Raw genomic sequence first — 17,086 nt, 5'->3', positions numbered from 1 at the left:
GCACTGCCTGTGGCGCTTCAATTGGATCGCAGCGGCAATGGGTGCGAACAGGGTCCAGTGGGGTTCGCCAGCCGGGACCTTGGGCCTGTGGGGTCAGCCCGCCGGGTGAGTGACCGGTGCCGCCAGCTGGGCGGCCAGGACGGCGGGCGCCTCCACCAGGGACGGGCCGTACCACGTCAGGTGTCGACCGGAGACGAGGGCGCACGGTAGCCCGGGGAATGCCTCCGGCCCATCGTCCGAAGTGAAACGGTATGGCTCGTCGGGTAACACGACCAGCGCAGGAGCCCGGCCGCGTAGCTCGTCCAGGGACGGCCGCGGATACCGCTCGGCGTGGTCGGCGTACAGATTGGTCAGCCCCAGCCGCCGGAGCACGTCCCCGGCGAACGTGTCCCGGCCCAGCGCCACCCACGGGCGGCGCCAGACCGGCACCACGGCGTGGCGCGGCGACGGGTCCTCGGGTAGGTCCGCCCAGGCGCGGCGGGCGGCGACCAACCAGTCGGGCTCACCCGGCGAACCCAGCGCGGTGAGGAGCTCGGCCAGCTCGGTGAGCGCCCCATCGACGTTCCGAGGGTAGGTGACCCGCACCGGCACCCTCGCCGCCACCAGGGCGTCGGCGTCCTCACGCCGGTTCTCCTCGACGTTGAGCAGGACCAGATCCGGCCGGAGCGCGCGGACCCGTTCCAGGTCCGGGTACTTGCTGCCGCCGACCCGGGGCACCTCCAGCCCCATCGGGTGGGTGCACCAGTCGGTGGCACCGACCAGCGCCCCGGGCAGTGTCAACGCCACCGCCTCGGTCAGCGACGGCACCAGTGACACCACCCGCATCCGCTCCGCCTCCTGTCGGTCCGCTGCGTCGATCATGCCGGCGCGGGAGTGGCCACCGCCACCCGGGCGGCCGACAATGGCCGGATGTCGCCGAACCGTGCTGAGCAACCCCCGCCGTCCGACCGCTCCCCGACTACGGCGTGCCGCCTGCGGCGGCGCTGGCTCGGGTACGCGGGTTCGCCGAGGCGATGGTCCGGCGCCGCACCGTGCGGGACTTCAGTGAGAAGCCGGTCCCGGAGGGGGTGCTCGAGCACGCCCTCCGGGCGGCAGCCTCGGCGCCGAGTGGCGCGAACCGGCAGCCCTGGCGGTTCGTGGTGGTAACCGAACCGGAGCTCAAGCGGCGGCTGCGCGTCGCCGCAGAGGCCGAGGAGCGGGTGTTCTACGAGCAGCGCGCGCCGCAGGAGTGGCTGTCGGCGCTGGCGCCGCTGGGAACGGACGCGAGCAAGCCGTTCCTGGAGACCGCCCCAGCGGTGATCGTCGTCTTCGAGGTCCACCGCGGCCCACAGAGTCCCCGCCCCTACTACGTCAAGGAGTCGGTCGGGATCGCGGTCGGGCTGCTGCTCGCCGCGCTGCACCAGGCTGGCCTCGCCACCCTGACCCATACCCCGAGTCCGATGCGTTTCCTCAACGAGTTGTTGGACCGGCCGGCGGAGGAGCGGGGAAACCTGATTATTCCGGTCGGCTACCCGGCGGCGGGGGCGACCGTGCCGGACATCTCCCGCAAGCCGTTGGACGAGGTGGTCGTCTGGCGCTGACCTGGGGCGCGTTGTCATCGTTGACCACCGGAGCGGTGGGGGACCGCACCCGCGGTGCGGTCCCCGCGCTCGGCAGGCGGTTTCCCCCAGGAACAACAGCCGAAAGTCTCGCTCCGCGAGCAACCGGCATTGGTCGACTGCTCGGTACCGACCGTTCGGGGCGCGACCGGCAGTGCGCCGCCGGGTGCCGCCGCCAGATGCTCCTTATGTGACCGGCATGGGAGCTATAGGCCGCATCTGATGGCCGGCCGCACTGCCTTCCGCAAACCGCTAACCCGCGTGGCCCAGCAGTGGCTTGGTAAACCGGGGCGATGCGGAGGGCGACGACGAAGGAGGATTTTGGCCGAAGATCTGGCGGGGGGACCGGTCTGCCCGGGGAGCGATCCGACAGTCGACATCTATACTCTCGGGGGTTGATTGCTGCTGCGCAGCATTTGGAGCATATCGCCCAGCATCGATCGAGTCGGGCGGGTAGAGTCACTGTCGTTCATCAAAAGGGATCACGCTATCGCCGATGCGGACAGTCGGCTTGCTCTGCCCATGTGGGGCCCTTAACTGACTGGCAGGTACCGGCTGCAGCCAAGTCCGGTGGTGGACTGGTGCGACCCCGAGCCTCGGTCACGGTCAAATGTTGGCGAGCCCGGATCAATTCAGCTACCGGGCGCCCGTCGGTGGTCCGGCGATTCCGGTCCCTCGCGGTCGATTCCGTAACCGTGCCGGTGCCTGGTGGAGCGCGCCCGGTCGGGCGACCGCCCGCAGGCATGGTGGTGAGTGCGGGGCGCGGCACTGGCGGCGGGTGCCGTTGGCCGGCGAAAAGGCAGCGGGGCCGTGCCGGACTCGGCACGGCCCCGCTCGGGCGGGTACCCGGGCGCTCAGCGCTTCTTGTACGCCTCGACGACCTCCACCGGGATGCGACCGCGCTCCGAAATCTTGTAGCCGTTCTGCGCGGCCCATTCCCGGATCGCGCGGTTCTGCTCCCGGTCAATTCCGGTGCTGGTGCCCCGTCGCAGCGCCCGCGACGTGTCCACGCCGCCCCGGCCGATCCTGCGGCCGGCGCTCAGATACGGATCCAGCGTCTTCCGGAGGGTGCCCGCATTCTCGTCGGACACGTCGATGGTGTACGCCACGCCGTCCAGGCTGAACTCAACGGTCCGATCGGCTTTCCCGCCGTCGAGGTCGTCGGTCAGAACCGTGATTACTTTTCTTGCCATGGCCGATTACTCCCTGTGTGGGGGCGGGGTGTGGGTCACAGTTTGACCTATCGCCGGGCATTTTCGCAACAAAACGCGTCGACTTCATTTCGGGGGAGGTGAAATCTGGTGCCGAATCGCCATGCTGGCTACCGAAAACACCTCGGGCGCACCATTGCCGACCACCGTTGGTCGGCTGGTGCGCCCGGAGTTTGGAAGCACGCGGTGGTGAGGAGCCGATCGCCGCAACCGAGGACCGGTAGCAGGCTCCGTCAATGCCAGGGTGTTGGCGACCGCGCGTCCGCCTAACGGTGCTGCCGGCGGCGGTCACCCCCGTCGGTGTCCCGGTCGCGGCGAACGGTTGCCCGGCGTCCCTTGATGGTGCTGCCGCGCAGGCCCGAGATCACCTCGTCGGCCAGCCCCGCCGGCACCTCCACCAACGAGAAGCGGTCTGCGATCTCGATCGAGCCGATGTCCCGTCCGTTCATGCCGGTCTCGCCGGTGATCGCGCCGACCAGATCCTGCGGTCGGACTCCGGCCCGCCGGCCCAGCCCGACGAAGACCTGGGTGGTGCCGGCGCTCCGGGGCCGTCCCGGCCGACGCTCCCCCCGGCCCTCCGGTCCCGGTCGGCCGGTCCGGGGTGGGCGAACCGCGATCTGCGGGATCTCCTCTTCCTCCTCCAACGCGCCCGGCAGGGTGGCCTCGTGGGCCAGGCGCACCGCGGCGAGGGCGACCTCCATCAGGTCGAACTCGTCGCTCAGCGACTCGACGATCACCCGGAACGGCTCCAGATCGTCTTCCAGTAGGCTCTCCCGCAGCGCCGCCTGGGTGAGCTCCAGGCGACGGTTACGCAGGTCCGCCACGGTGGGGATCTTGTCGATGGTGATCCGTTGGCCGGTGACCCGCTCGATGGTCTTGAGCATCCGGTGTGCCCGCGGCTCGGCGAGAGTGATCGCCACTCCCTCCCGGCCGGCTCGCCCCACCCGGCCGATCCGGTGCACGTACGACTCGGGCGCCGAGGGGACGTCGTAGTTGACGACGTGGCTGAGCTGCTCGACGTCCAGGCCCCGCGCTGCCACGTCGGTGGCGACCAGCAAGTCGGCGGTGCCAGCACGCAGTCGACCCATCACCCGGTCCCGCTGCTCCTGACTCATCCCGCCGTGCAGCGCCTCGGCCCGGTATCCGCGACCGTTCATCGTCTCGGTGAGCCGGTCGACCTCCTCCCGGCTGCGGCAGAAGACGATCGCCGCGGTGGGGGACTCGACGTCCAGCACCCGGCCCAGCGCGGCGGGTTTGTGCGCCCGGGCCACCAGGTACGCGCTCTGCCGTACCCGGGGTGCCTCACCCGCCACCGGCTTCTCCCGCGCGATGAGGATGCGGATCGGGTCGGTCAGATATGCCCGGGCCATGCCGTCGATGCGGGCCGGCATGGTCGCCGAGAACAGCACGGTCTGCCGCTGTTCCGGTGCGTGTTCCAGGATCGCCTCGATGTCCTCGGCGAAGCCCATGTCCAGCATCTCGTCGGCCTCGTCCAGCACGACGGTGCCGACGCCACCCAGGCGGAGGGTGCCACGAGCGATGTGGTCGAGCGCTCGGCCGGGCGTGGCCACCACGATGTCCACGCCGGCGTCCAGGGCCCGCAGTTGCCGGCCGATTGGCTGGCCGCCGTAGATCGGCAGCACCCGGGTGCCAAGTTCCTTGCCGTACCGATGGAACGCCTCCGAGACCTGCACTGCCAGCTCCCGGGTGGGTACCAGCACCAGCGCCACCGGGTCGGCGGTCGACCGGTCGGCGGGCATCCGTTGCAGTAGCGGTAGGGCGAATGCGGCCGTCTTGCCGGTGCCCGTGGCAGCCTGGCCGAGTAGGTCCCGTCCGGCGAGCAGGGGAGGGATCGCCTCCCGCTGGATCGGCGTCGGCTCCTCGTAGCCGAGCGCGGCGAGCGCGGCGAGGAGTTCGTCGCGCAGGCCCAGGTCGACGAAGGCGGTCGCCTCGTCGGCAGGGAACGGTTCGGCAGCTGGGTCTGGCCTAACGGGTGCGGAGCTCATGCATCAAGCCTTTCATCACGACTCGGGGCCCGCTTCGCCGACCGGCACATCATTGCGTCGGCCGATGCTGCCGCGGGTGGCGGCGTGGTTGCGAACCCGGGTGGCGGCGTGGTTGCGAACCCGGGTGGCGGCGTGGTTGCGAACCCGGGTGGCGGCGTGGTTGCGAACCCGGGTGGCGGGGGCTGCGGGCCCCGCCGGATCCCTGGCCAGCTGTCCACATGCTGGTGCTTCGCTCCTGTCCAAGCTGTTTTAACTTCTTGACGGGGAAATGGGAGGAATATTCGACCCAGCGCCCACCAGGGATGATTACGATGTCACGCAGAGTGACGCATCCTGGAGCGCGATGGCGGGAGAGGGGGCCGACGATGCGTGTGCCCAGCCGAAGCCCGGGCCAGCAGCCCGGCCCGTCCATCCCGGCTGCTCCCGCCCGCCGCGCGGCGGCAGACGCGTCCCGTCGGCTTCCGGCTGGCGAGCCCGACCTGGACGCCTACCGAGCGGCCGTCGCCGACCTGCTGATCGAGGTGGGTGCGCTCGCTGGGGCCGCCAGCACCGTAGCCCGGCAGGTGCTGATCGACCAGCGGCTGCGTGAGCCGGCCATCGCGGCGGTGCTGGATGCCACTCCATCAGGGCTGGTCGGCGCGCGCGAGACCCTGCTGTTGGAGATGGCTCGCTACCAGCCGAGCGAGCGCAGTTCCGCGGCTGACCTTACCGCGCTGGTCCGGATCTACCTGCTCTCGCGCATCGACGTCATGTGGTGGCGCGGCGCTTCCACCTACCGCACCGACGAGCAGGTCAACCAGAGTACCGAGCTGGTTGACCTGGAGTGGCTGCGCCGCCGGGACCTGCTGCGCTTCCGCTACCAGGGACAGCCGGCCACGATGTTCGAGCGTGGGATGCGGGCGCTGCGGCGCCGAATCCGCCCCAGCGCCGCCCCACAGACCGCCGGGTTGCGGTTCCGCCGATCCCGCCGGGAGATGGTGGCACTACTCAACGACATCGCCCGCGAGTTCACCGCCCACGCCCCCACCGGTACCCCGCCGCTCTGGGTGACCAGCCTGGTACGCAGCGCGGAGCACCAGTACCGGCTGCGTCAGCTCGGGTACGCGGCGATGCTGCCCAGCGGGCACTGCCTCGGCTGGGCCGCGGATGTGGAGATGACCTGGTTCGACCGCTTCGGGGCCCGGGAAGTCCTCGCCGAACTGCTCCTGGGCCGGCAGCGGGCGGGCGAGGTCAACCTGGTTGACGAGGGGCATGTCTGGCACCTGTGCCTGGCACCCGGGGCGCGCAGCCGGCTGCGTCGGGTGTACGAAGCCGAGCTGGGGGTCTGAACGCATGGGTGGGATCGCGGTGAGCCTCGGTCCGGAGGCCGATCCGGCTGTCTTCCGACAGCTGCTCGCCACCCTGGAGCCCCGCGGAGCGGTGACCGAGACCCGATCCGAGACGGGCCTGCTCACCGGGGTGCGCCGGCTGCCGGTGGTGGACCGGAAGCGGGCGGTGCAACCCTGGGTATCCGCCGACGAGCGGTGGGTGCTCTGCTACAACGGCGAGGTCTTCAACCACCATGAGCTGCGCGCGGAGTTGACCGCCCTGGGGTACCGCTTCCGTGGGGTGAGTGACACCGAGGTGGTACTCGCGGGATACCTGCACTGGGGCGAGGCGATGGTCTCCCGGCTGCGCGGTGAGTATGCCTTCGTGCTCGTCGAACGGGCCAGCGGACGGGCGTACCTGGTGCGTGATCCGCTCGGGGTCAAGCCGCTGTACTGGACCCAGACCCCGGGCTGTGTGCACGTGGCGAGCGAGGTCAAGGCCCTGGTCGGCTTCGGTGCGCCGATCATCGAGGTGCCGCCCGGACACCACGGTTGGGTGCAGGCCGACGTCGCAGCCTGCCTGCGTCCGTACGTCAACCTGCTCGCCCTCGGTGCGGGGCTGCCAACCGTGGACGACCCGGACGAGGCCGCCCTGCTCGTCCGGGCCGCCCTCACCGACAGCATCCGGGCGCGGCTGGACACCGACCTCACCGTCGGCGTGGTCCTCTCCGGTGGCCTGGACAGTTCACTCGCGCTGCTACACGCCCGCGAGCTGCACCCGGACTGTGTGGCCGTCACCGTCGGCGTGCCGGAGAGCCCCGACCTGCGTTACGCGCGTCGGCTGGCGAAGGACCTTGGGGTCCCGCACGAGGTGGTGGAGTTGCAGCCGCGAGACATCCGCCTGGCCCAGATCCGGGAGGCGATCCGGATTTCGGAACTCACCGAGTATGGCGACATCATCAACGCGGTGGTCTCGGTGCCGCTTTTCCGACGGCTGCGCGAGTTGGGCGTCAAGGTGGCGCTCACCGGCGACGGCTCGGACGAGTTGTTCGGCGGCTACCCGATGTACCACCGGGTCGGTCCGCAGGCCGCCCATCGGCTCTTTCTGCACAAGATCAGTAATCTCGGCCGTACGGAGTTGCAACGCGTCGACCGCACCAGCATGGCGTACGGGGTGGAGGCCCGGGTGCCGTTCCTCGACCCGAGCGTGGTCGAGCTCGCGATGCGGCTGCCGGTCGGGCTGAAGCTGCGCGCGGGGCAGGAGAAGTGGATCGTCCGGCGCGCCTTCGCCGATCTGTTGCCGGACTACATTCGGCGGCGACCGAAGAACCCGATGTCGTACTCCTCCGGTCTGCACGAGCGGGTCCGGCTCTACAAACCGGTCTTCGCTCGGCTGCACCGCTCCTTCCGCTACGACCTGGCCGAGCCGGTGCGCCGGGACTTCGGCCGCGTGCTGACCAACTGCGGCAACGACCTGGACCGGGCCATCGCCGCCGGCCGAGCCCGCCCGGACCACACGGTGCTGGAGCACGCCCGGGACCTGGTCGGCGCGGCGAAGTGGAACGCGCTGCCGGTCGTGCGCCGGCTGGTCGGACCGCGGCGTAGCCGGGGGGACGACGTGCCGTCGCCCGGCTGAGGACGGCCCAGGGTTGACTCTGACATCGGGTCAGGGCCGATCGTGGAGGGACCATGTTCACTATCGGAGACTTCGCCAGACTCGGCCGGGTACCAGTGCGGATGTTGCGACACTATGACCGCATCGGCCTGCTCCGGCCGGTCGCTGAACCACGTCGGACCGCCGAGCGAGACGTGGGGCCGGCTTCCGGATGGAGGCCGGCCCCACGATGCGATCGGGCTGCGCGGTTGCCCGTCGGCTACCAGCCGAAGCGGCCGGTCTGGGTCGGTGCGTTCAGCTCTGGGTAGCGGACGAAAGGATAGGCGGTGATGTCGTGGCAACCGCTGGTCGCCGACTTCTGCCCCGGCACGCCCTCATAGCCACCGTCGGGGAAGAGGTTCGGGGTGGCCACCACCGCCGCGTCGGTGGGCCGGTGCACCGGCACCTTGACGATGGAGATCGAGTCGTGCGGTGGCGGGCAGCCGAGGTAGGTGTCCGATGGGCCGTACGACGAGACGTAGATGTACATCGTCGCCTTGTTTCGTCCGGGCACCAGTGTGTGGGTGTGTGAACCGCAGGCGGTCTGCACACTCTTCAGGTAGCGGGGGTTGGCCCTGTCGCTGATGTCGAAGATCTTGATGCCCTCCCACTGGGTCTCGCTCGATGGCACCCTGATGCTGTCGCACGAGTCGTCGCTGCGGGGCGAGTCGGTGGAGAGGAAGAGCAGGTCGCCGTGGACGGAGATGTCATTCTGCGAGCCCGGACAGAGCACGCGGGAGACGACCCTCGGTGCGGCCGGACGCGAGATGTCGTAGATAACGAAGCCGTTGTAGTTGCCGGCGAAGGCGTACCGGCCCTGGAAGGCGAGGTCGCTGTTCGTCGCGTCGAGCGGTGTTTCCAGTGGCAGGAGATGTCCATCGATTTGTTGAAGGTTGGGGCGGAGCCGGTGCTGCTGGAGTTCGCGAACTCGGTCGCCGTCGAGCAGAACGCCGAGATCGGCCGGATGCAGGAACTGCTCGGCAGCTGACCAGCCGATACCGCTCCGGCGCTCCGGGTCACGCTCCTGCCCCGGGGGTGGTGGTCGGGGCCGGTGGCGTCGTCGTGGGGTCGTCGCTCGGATGGGATGGCGTGGGGCTCGGCGATGGCGGCTCGGGCGTTTCGGAGGAGGTCGGCGGCTCGCTTGGGCTCGGCGACGGGTCCGCCGATGCCGATGTCGATGTCGATGCCGACGGTGTTGGTGTTGGTGTCGGTGCCGGCGGCGGCTTGCTGGTAGACCCGTCCGGTTGATGGGGGCGCTCCGGCACCGAACTGGTGGTCGCGACGGACGGCGGGGCTGTCTCGTCGTCACCCGTGGTCGTCGGCGCCGACGACGGCGTCCCGCCCGGCAGGTCCGCGGCAGCGCCGAGAGCCACCACCGCGGCCAGGCCGGCGACCGCCACCACCGCGGTGGCCACCGCCCCAACCAGCGGTCCGCGTCGGCTGGGGTGGTACGTGTCAACGACCGGATTGTCGGCGAGCGTCTTCGGCTCGGCAGTGCGCAGCGTCGCCGGATCCAGCCGAGCCGCCGGTGTGGTTGCCGCGGTGGGGTCCGACACCGCGGCGCGGGCGGCCGCTGCCATCGCAGATCCGCCGCTGAACCGGCTCTCGGGGTTCTTCACCAGGGCTCGGCGGACCAGCGCCCGCACCGCCTCCGGAATGTCGTGGGGTAGCTCGGGGGGCTCTTCGTCGAGGTGTGCGACGGCGACCTGCAGCGGGCTTTCACCGGTGAATGGCGGGCTGCCGCTGAGGCAGCAGTAGGCCACCGCCCCGAGCGCGTAGATGTCGGTGGCACCGGAGACCGGTCGCCCGGCGGCCTGCTCCGGTGCCATGTAGAGCGCGGTTCCCGGTACGGCGTTGGTGCTGGTGATGCTCGTCATGCCAGTCGAACGGGCGACCCCGAAGTCGACCAGCACAACGGCACCGTTCTCCTGCACCACCAGGTTGCTTGGCTTGATATCCCGGTGCACGACGCCACGGCGATGCACAGCTTCCAGTGCCGTTGCGGCCTGCTCGACGATTGACATCGTCTCGGCCACGTCGAGCCGACCGGCGGCCTCGATCCGCCGGGACAGGGGTTCGCCGGTAACGAATTCCATGATCAGGTAGTTGGCCTGGTCGCCGTTGGGGAGTTCGTCCGCGCCGCAGTCGAAGACCTGCACCACCCCCGGGTGCCGCAGGGCGGCCATGATCCGCGCCTCGGAGCGGAACCGGGTGATGAAATCGGGGTCACGGACGAGCGTTGGCAGCAGTACCTTCACCGCCACGGGACGGTCCAGGATCAGATCGACGCCCCGCCAGACGTCCCCCATGCCGCCGGTGGCGATTCGTTCGTCCAAGCGGTATCGACCGCTGAGCACGACACCCGATGTCAACACGCCCAACACCGTACCCACAGCGGGCGGGGACGCTGCGCCGCGGAGTCCCACCCGCCGCGCGTGCTACTGGTATTCCACCCGATCCACGAAGTTCGTCTGCTAGACAGAGGGAGGCTGGCTCGTGGGCATCCACCTTCGTGGTGATCCGCGTTACGGTGGCACGGGTCGGACGTCGGCGCGGCGAAGGGACCGGACCATGGTGACGTCGCCGGAGGTGGACCACGGCACGGTCCTGACCTCCTCGGCCGCGGCTGCGAGCCACCTGTCGCGGATCTGTTTCAAGACCGGCCCGCCCCGATGGGTCGGCGTCGAGCTTGAATGGACCGTGCACGATGCGGTCGACCCCGCCCGCCCGGTGGGGGCCAACCGCCTACGGGCAGCCCTCGGGCCGCACAGCCCCCGCACCCTGGACACGACGAGCCCCGCCCAGCCGCTGAGGCATGGCGGCTCCGTCACCGTCGAGCCCGGCGGGCAGGTGGAGATTTCCACCGCAACACATACCTCGGTCGTGGCCCTCGTCACCGCCACCGAAGCCGAGATCGCCGAACTCACCGCGTTGCTCGAGCGGGCCGGGCTGGTCCTCGGTGCCGGTGGGATCGATGCTCATCGATTACCCCGGCCCGTGTTCGAGACCCCGCGGTACCGGGCGATGCGCCAGGTCTTCGATCGCCGCGGCCCGGCCGGGCGCAGGATGATGTACAGCACCGCCGGCCTCCAGGTCTGCCTGGATGTCGGCGAGGCGGATCAGCTCGCCGACCGTTGGGCCACGGCACACGCGATTGGTCCCCCCCTGATCGCCGCCTTCGCCACCGCCGGCCGGCATGCCGGGCGAGCGACCGGCTGGGTCTCGGCCCGGATGGCCGCGTGGCTGGCCATCGACCCGGCGCGGACCCGGGCGGTGTGGACTCCCGAGCAGGGCACCGCGGATCCGATCGCCAGTTGGACGGCGTACGTCCTCGCTGCCCCGTTGCTCTGCGTGCGGGATGGGCCGGACTGGACGGCTCCGGTCGGCGTCACCTTCGCCGACTGGCTCGCTGGCGCGTTGCCCCGGCCCCCCACAGTCGATGATCTCGACTACCACGTGAGCACGCTCTTTCCGCCGGTGCGTCCCCGCGGCTACCTGGAACTGCGCTACCTCGACGCCCAGCCGGAGGGCAGCTGGTCCGTGCCGGTGGCGGTGGTCGCCGCGTTACTCTCCGAACCGGCCGTCACCCGGGCCGCCCGCTCGCTCGTCGGGGCGCAGGCGCAGCGGTGGATCGCCGCCGCCCGGCATGGCCTGCACGACGACGCTCTCGCGGCGACGGCCGCCGACCTTTTGGATCTGGCGCTGACCGCGCTGCCCCGGCTGGGGCTGCCGGCCGTACTGCACGACGACCTTGACCGAGGCGTACGACGGCGGCGGGAGGCCGCGGGAAGGAGGCGGCGGTGACCGAGACGACCGACCGGCCCGATGGGGTACGACTGCGGGAGCACATCGCGACGGAGCTGGCCCGGGCCCGGGCCCGTACCGAGGTGTTGACCGACGCGGTTGACGACGCCGACCTGGTGCGACAGCATTCACCGCTGATGTCGCCCCTGGTCTGGGACCTCGCCCACGTCGGCAACCAGGAAGAGCTCTGGCTGGTTCGGGACGTGGGCGGCCGGGAGCCGGTCCGCCAGGACATCGATGAGCTCTATGACGCCTTCAAGCAGCCTCGCCGGGACCGGCCGGCGCTGCCGTTGCTGCCGCCGCCGCAGGCGCGGGCATACGTGTCGACGGTCCGGGACAAGGTCTTCGACCTCCTCGACGGGGTGACCTTCACCGATCGCCGGCTGGTCGCCGACGGCTTTGCCTTCGGCATGATCGTCCAACACGAGCAGCAGCACGACGAGACCATGCTCGCGACCCACCAGCTGCGCTCCGGTCCGGCTGTCTTCGCCGCGCCGCCGCCGCCGGAGCCCCGGGCCCGGGTGGGCGGGGAGGTACTGGTTCCGGCCGGTGAGTTCACCATGGGTACCGACACCGACCCCTGGGCGCTGGACAACGAGCGCCCCGCTCACCGGGTGCACCTGCCGGCGTACGTCATCGACGCGGCACCGGTCACCAACGGTGCGTACGCGGCCTTCATCGCCGAGGGTGGGTACCGCGACCCACGGTGGTGGAGCACCGCGGGGTGGGCGCACCGGCAGGAGGTGGGCCTGACGGCACCGTTGCACTGGCACCCGGACGGCGACGGCTGGGCCTACCGCCGCTTCGGCCGGTGGGCGCCGGTACGCGACGACGAGCCGGTGGTGCACGTCGGTTGGTACGAGGCGCAGGCCTACGCCACCTGGGCGGGAAAGCGGTTGCCGACCGAGGCGGAGTGGGAGAAGGCGGCCCGCTGGGACCCGGCGACCGGTCGGTCCCGCCGCTACCCGTGGGGCGACGGGGACCCGACGGCCAGTCACGCCAACCTCGGCCAGCAGCACCTCTGGCCGGCGCCGGTCGGGGCCTACCCGGCGGGTGCGTCGCCGCTCGGTGTCCACCAGCTGATCGGCGACGTGTGGGAGTGGACCTCGACCACCTTCCGCGGCCATCCCGGCTTCACGGCCTTTCCGTACCGGGAGTACTCCGAGGTCTTCTTCGGCGACGACTACCGGGTGTTGCGCGGCGGATCGTTCGGTACCGACCGGGCGGCCTGCCGGGGCACCTTCCGTAACTGGGACTATCCCATTCGGCGGCAGATTTTCAGTGGCTTCCGCTGCGCCCGGGACGTCGCCCCCGAAGAAGCACCCGAGTGAGGGCCCGCTGATGTGCCGTCACCTGGTCTATCTCGGGCCGCCGGTCACCCTGCGGGAGTTGCTCTTCGATCCGCCGGCGTCGCTGGTCCAGCAGTCCTGGGCGCCGAAGGACATGCGCCGTGGCGGGTGTATCAATGCCGACGGCTTCGGTGTCGGTTGGTACTCCGACGACGGTGATCCGGTCCGCTACCGGCGGGCACAGCCGATCTGGACCGACCCGACGATCGCCCAGCTGGCCGGCGTCACCCGGGCGGGCGCGATCCTCGCGGCGGTCCGGTCCGCGACCGTCGGCATGCCGGTGCTCGAGTCGGCCGCCGCGCCGTTTCTGGAGGGGCGGTGGCTGTTCAGTCACAACGGGGCGGTGCGCGGCTGGCCGGACAGCATGGCCTCGCTCGCTGGCGCGTTGCCGGTGCGTGACCTGCTCACCCTCGACGCGCCCACCGATGCGGCGCTGCTCTGGGCGCTGGTCCGGCACCGGCTGCGCGCCGGGGTCGAGCCGGCCCGCGCCGTGGCGGAGACAGTGGTGGCGGTTGCCCGGGCCGCCCCCGGGTCCCGGCTCAACCTGCTGTTGACCGATGGGCACACGGCGGTGGCGAGCGTCGCCGGGCACAGCCTGTCGATCCGTCGGACGCCGGACTCGGTGCTGCTGGCGTCCGAGCCGCACGACGACGACCCCGACTGGCAGGCAGTGCCAGAGGGGCAGCTGGTGGTGGCGACCGCCACCGGGGTGCGGACTGGTGCCCTGCTGGCGGAGTGACCGTCAGGTCGTTGATACCGCCGGAGACGTCAATGAGGAAGGGAACAGACATGAGCGCAGAGCCGCTGGAGATCCACCTCGAAGAGCAGGACCTGGGCCGCAGTCTGCGGCAGGAGGTCCGCGCCGGGTTGACCGCCGAGGAGAAGTGGTTGTCCCCGAAGTGGTTCTACGATGCTCGGGGCAGCCAGCTCTTCGAGGAGATCACCCGGCTGGCGGAGTACTACCAGACCGGGGCCGAACGGGCGGTGTTGCTGGAGCGGGCTGCTGAGATCGCGACGGTGAGCGGCGCCAAGACGCTGATCGAGTTGGGCTCTGGTTCCTCGGAGAAGACCCGGCTGTTGTTGGACGCGTTCACCCGCCACGGCGACCTGGGCACCTTTGTGCCGCTGGATGTGTCGGTGAGCGCGCTGCGTGAGTCCACCGCCCGGATCGCCGTGGACTACCCGGGCCTGCGTGTCCGAGGAATCGTTGGCGACTTCACCCGGCATCTTGATCGGCTGCCGGCGGGTGGGCGGCGGCTCGTGGTGTTTCTCGGCGGGACGATCGGCAACCTGCTGCCGGCCGAGCGTGCCGAGTTCCTGGCGGCGATGCGCGCCGCGCTGGAGCCGGGGGACTGGCTGCTGGTCGGCACCGACCTGGTGAAGGATCCGGCCGTCATTGTTCCCGCATACGACGACGCGGCGGGGGTGACCGCCGAGTTCAACCGCAACGTGCTGCGGGTGATCAACCGGGAGCTGGGTGCCGATTTCGACCCAGCGGCCTTCGACCACGTCGCGCTCTGGAATCCGGAGCGGGAGTGGATCGAGATGCGGCTGCGGGCCCGGCATCCGATGCGGGTGCAGGTGCTCGACACCGAGGTGACGTTCGCCGCTGGGGAGGAGCTACGGACCGAGGTCTCGGCGAAGTTCCGACCCGAGGGGATCGCGGCGGAGCTGCGCGCGGCGGGCTTCGTCACCAGTGAGTTCTGGACGGATCCGGGCGGCCTGTTCGGCGTTACGCTCGCCCGCGCCGAGTAGGCGGACGCCGCCGGCCCCCTTTTCCGACTCACCGGCCCGGCCCCCTTCTCGACTCACCGGCCCGGCCCTCCTCGACCAACCGGCCCGGCCGGTCCGCCGACATCAGCGTCGTCGGTGGTCGGCTAGGGTGGTCGGCGCGAAGGGGAGTAGCCCCCAACGTCGTGGTCGACACACTGGTGTTCCGGCACCCGGCCACACGGCCCCGCTCGGCGGGGCGGGCGAGACCTTCGACCCAGGTTGGTAGCCGGGTCGAGGTCCCTCCGTGCCTCTTTCCGGCCGGATCGGAAGGATGTCATGGCGGGTTTCCTCGTTGCGCTGGGAGTGAGCTTCGGCGTCGTCTTCGTCGCCGAGTTGGGGGACAAGTCCCAGCTGATGGCGCTGACCTTTGCCACCCGGTTTCGACCGTTGCCGGTGTTGGTCGGCATCACCGTGGCCACGGCCGTCGTACACCTGGCTTCGGTGGCGATCGGCTACGGGCTCGGTGCGGCGCTGCCTACCGGATGGATTGCGCTCCTCGCCGGCGTGGCGTTTCTCGGGTTCGGCGCCTGGACGCTTCGCGGCGACCGCCTCACCGAGCAGGAGCGCCGCAAGGCGAACCGGTCGGGCCGGCCGGCGGTGGTGGTGGTGGGCGTCGCGTTCCTCCTCGCCGAGCTGGGCGACAAGACCATGCTGGCGACCATCACCCTGGCGACCCAGTACGGCTGGTTCGGTACCTGGGTCGGATCCACGCTCGGCATGGTGGCCGCGGACGCCTTGGCGATCATGGTGGGGCGGTTGCTGGGTCGCAGGTTGCCCGAGCGGACCGTGCGCTTCGGTGCGGCGCTGCTCTTCGCCGGGTGCGGCCTCTGGCTGATCCTGGACGCGGTCGGGCAGCTCGGCTGACCTTTCCGGCGGTACGTCGGCCGCCGGCAGCGGGCGAACCGAACTCGGTCGGTTTCGCCCGCTGCCGCGATGGCAGTTGCGCCGGCGGATGCGGGGTGGCGTCCGCTGGCGACCGGTCGGCCCGGTCAGTCGTTACGGTGCTGGAAGACGTCGGGTACCCCGTCGCGGTTGCTGTCCACCCGCTCCTTCACGGCGATGCGCCGATATGCCTTGTTGCGGCGGGTCAGCACGACGGAGGCGAGCAGCGCCGCGATCAGCGACCCGCTGAGTACGGCAGCCTTGACGTTGTCATCGGCGGCATTGCTGTCGAAGGCGAGTTCACCGATCAGCAGCGACACGGTGAATCCGATGCCGGCCAGCAGGGAGACGCCGAGCAGGTCGGTCCAGGTGATGTCCCGGTCCAACTCGGCGCGGGTGAACCGGGCGAGCAGGAACGTCGAGCCGAAGATACCGAGTACCTTGCCGAGCACCAGGCCAGCGACGATGCCGACGACGATCGGGTCGGTGATCACGGCACCGAGGTCGGCACCGCGTAGGGACACTCCGGCGGCGAAGAAGGCGAAGACGGGGACGGCGAAGCCGGCGGAGATCGGCCGCCAGCGGTGCTCGAGGTGCTCGGCGAGCCCGTGCTTGTCCCCCTCCCGGCCGCGCAGGACCGGCACCGTGAAGCCGAGCAGGACGCCGGCCACCGTGGCGTGCACGCCCGACTCGTGCACCAGGGTCCAGGCCACCAGGGCCAGCGGGATCAGCGCCCACCACCAGGTCTTGCGGCGCTGCACGAGCAGGCCGAAGAGGGCGATCGGCAGCAGCGCGAGCAGCAGCGGCATGAGTTTGAAGTCGCCGGTGTAGAAGATGGCGATGACCGTGATCGCGAGCAGGTCGTCCACCACGGCCAGGGTGAGCAGGAAGGCGCGGAGCCCTTGCGGCAGGTGGGATCCGATGACCGCCAGCACGGCGAGCGCGAAGGCGATGTCGGTGGCGGTCGGGATGGCCCAGCCGCGCAGGTTCTCGCCACCGGCGGAGAGGTTGATGCCGACGTAGATCAGGGCCGGAACGATCATGCCGCCGACCGCCGCGACGACCGGCAGGGCGGCACGTCGTGGGTCGCGCAGGTCGCCGGCGACGAACTCGCGTTTGAGCTCGAGCCCGACCACGAAGAAGAAGATCGCTAGCAGGCCGTCGGCCGCCCAGGTGGCGAGGTCCAGGTTCAGGTGTAGGTCGGACCCGCCCGGCCAGGGCACCCACGATGCCAGGTTGGAGTAGGAGTCGCCCCAGGGCGAGTTCGCCCAGAGCAGCGCGATCACCGCGCCGAGCAGTAGCAGGCCGCCGCCGAAGGTCTCGGTCCGCAGCACGTCAGCCAGGAAGCGGGCCTCCGGCCAGGAGGTACGCGAGAAGAGGCGGCGGGCGCGGCCCGGGGGCGGGGTGCGGTCGGTCATACGCGCGGTCCATCCAAGCGGTGTCAGAGCAGCAGGAAACGTTCGCCGACCAGGCTTCCCGGCACACCGCTCACCACTCTATCT

The 17,086-nt window shown here is 70.6% G+C and carries 13 protein-coding genes and 3 pseudogenes; 10 read left to right on the top strand and 6 right to left on the bottom strand.

The window, feature by feature from the left end; translation table 11 throughout:
- Positions 1-93 precede the first annotated feature (93 nt).
- Positions 94-825 (bottom strand): helical backbone metal receptor, encoded by a 732-nt coding sequence (locus T398_RS11515; RefSeq protein WP_496446634.1) that lies wholly within the window; start codon positions 823-825, stop codon positions 94-96.
- Positions 826-965: 140 nt separating this feature from the next.
- Between T398_RS11515 and T398_RS11510 the strand changes: the two genes are divergently transcribed.
- A complete protein-coding gene (locus T398_RS11510) occupies positions 966-1,580 on the top strand; it encodes a nitroreductase family protein (protein ID WP_496446508.1) in 615 nt (204 codons plus the stop codon).
- 872 nt (positions 1,581-2,452) lie between these two features.
- On the opposite strand, the gene T398_RS11505 is transcribed toward T398_RS11510, so the two are convergent.
- Together T398_RS11505 and T398_RS11500 are read right to left on the bottom strand one after the other, a co-directional pair.
- Complete coding sequence (locus T398_RS11505) at positions 2,453-2,791, bottom strand: histone-like nucleoid-structuring protein Lsr2 (RefSeq protein ID WP_496446507.1); 339 nt, start codon at positions 2,789-2,791, stop codon at positions 2,453-2,455.
- A 284-nt stretch (positions 2,792-3,075) separates the two neighbouring features.
- Positions 3,076-4,815, bottom strand: coding sequence for a DEAD/DEAH box helicase (locus tag T398_RS11500; protein ID WP_496446505.1), 1,740 nt, complete (start codon positions 4,813-4,815; stop codon positions 3,076-3,078).
- Between the two features lie 365 nt (positions 4,816-5,180).
- Here T398_RS11500 and T398_RS11495 point away from each other — a divergent pair, with 365 nt between their 5' ends.
- From T398_RS11495 to T398_RS11485, 3 genes and pseudogenes are all read left to right on the top strand, one after another.
- Positions 5,181-6,143: a hypothetical protein gene (locus tag T398_RS11495; RefSeq protein WP_496446503.1), complete on the top strand. Its 963-nt coding sequence runs from the start codon at positions 5,181-5,183 to the stop codon at positions 6,141-6,143.
- 4 nt (positions 6,144-6,147) lie between these two features.
- Complete coding sequence (locus T398_RS11490; RefSeq protein WP_496446501.1) at positions 6,148-7,758, top strand: asparagine synthetase B family protein; 1,611 nt, start codon at positions 6,148-6,150, stop codon at positions 7,756-7,758.
- 53 nt (positions 7,759-7,811) lie between these two features.
- Positions 7,812-7,928, top strand: a pseudogene (locus tag T398_RS11485) (MerR family DNA-binding transcriptional regulator); the annotation flags it as partial.
- A 125-nt stretch (positions 7,929-8,053) separates the two neighbouring features.
- On the opposite strand, the pseudogene T398_RS11480 reads toward T398_RS11485, so the two are convergent.
- Positions 8,054-8,683 (bottom strand): annotated as a pseudogene (locus tag T398_RS11480) (LVIVD repeat-containing protein); the annotation flags it as partial.
- Between T398_RS11480 and T398_RS11475 the strand changes: the two are divergent.
- Positions 8,645-8,764: pseudogene (locus T398_RS11475) on the top strand (DUF305 domain-containing protein); the annotation flags it as partial. The pseudogenes T398_RS11480 and T398_RS11475 overlap by 39 nt on opposite strands.
- Positions 8,765-8,792: 28 nt before the next feature.
- On the opposite strand, the gene T398_RS11470 reads toward T398_RS11475, so the two are convergent.
- A complete protein-coding gene (locus tag T398_RS11470; protein WP_496446632.1) occupies positions 8,793-10,133 on the bottom strand; it encodes a serine/threonine-protein kinase in 1,341 nt (446 codons plus the stop codon).
- 214 nt (positions 10,134-10,347) lie between these two features.
- Between T398_RS11470 and T398_RS11465 the strand changes: the two genes are divergently transcribed.
- The 5 genes from T398_RS11465 (at position 10,348) to T398_RS11445 (ending at position 15,566) form a co-directional block, all read left to right on the top strand.
- A complete protein-coding gene (locus T398_RS11465) occupies positions 10,348-11,580 on the top strand; it encodes a glutamate-cysteine ligase family protein (protein ID WP_496446500.1) in 1,233 nt (410 codons plus the stop codon).
- Entirely contained in the window at positions 11,577-12,911 is a 1,335-nt protein-coding gene (gene egtB, locus T398_RS11460) for an ergothioneine biosynthesis protein EgtB (protein ID WP_496446498.1), read from the top strand. Before T398_RS11465 ends, egtB begins: the two co-directional genes overlap by 4 nt.
- A gap of 10 nt (positions 12,912-12,921) precedes the next feature.
- Complete coding sequence (gene egtC, locus T398_RS11455) at positions 12,922-13,668, top strand: ergothioneine biosynthesis protein EgtC (RefSeq protein WP_496446496.1); 747 nt, start codon at positions 12,922-12,924, stop codon at positions 13,666-13,668.
- 50 nt (positions 13,669-13,718) lie between these two features.
- Positions 13,719-14,684, top strand: coding sequence for an L-histidine N(alpha)-methyltransferase (egtD, locus tag T398_RS11450; protein ID WP_496446495.1), 966 nt, complete (start codon positions 13,719-13,721; stop codon positions 14,682-14,684).
- A 294-nt stretch (positions 14,685-14,978) separates the two neighbouring features.
- A complete protein-coding gene (locus T398_RS11445) occupies positions 14,979-15,566 on the top strand; it encodes a TMEM165/GDT1 family protein (protein WP_496446493.1) in 588 nt (195 codons plus the stop codon).
- Between the two features lie 125 nt (positions 15,567-15,691).
- Here T398_RS11445 and nhaA read toward each other — a convergent pair whose 3' ends face one another.
- Positions 15,692-17,002, bottom strand: coding sequence for a Na+/H+ antiporter NhaA (nhaA, locus tag T398_RS11440; RefSeq protein WP_496446491.1), 1,311 nt, complete (start codon positions 17,000-17,002; stop codon positions 15,692-15,694).
- Positions 17,003-17,086: the final 84 nt, after the last annotated feature.

Source organism: Salinispora goodfellowii, from assembly GCF_059570675.1.
Note: the sequence above shows the minus strand (reverse complement) of the source record. Positions and strands in the feature narration are given on the sequence as shown.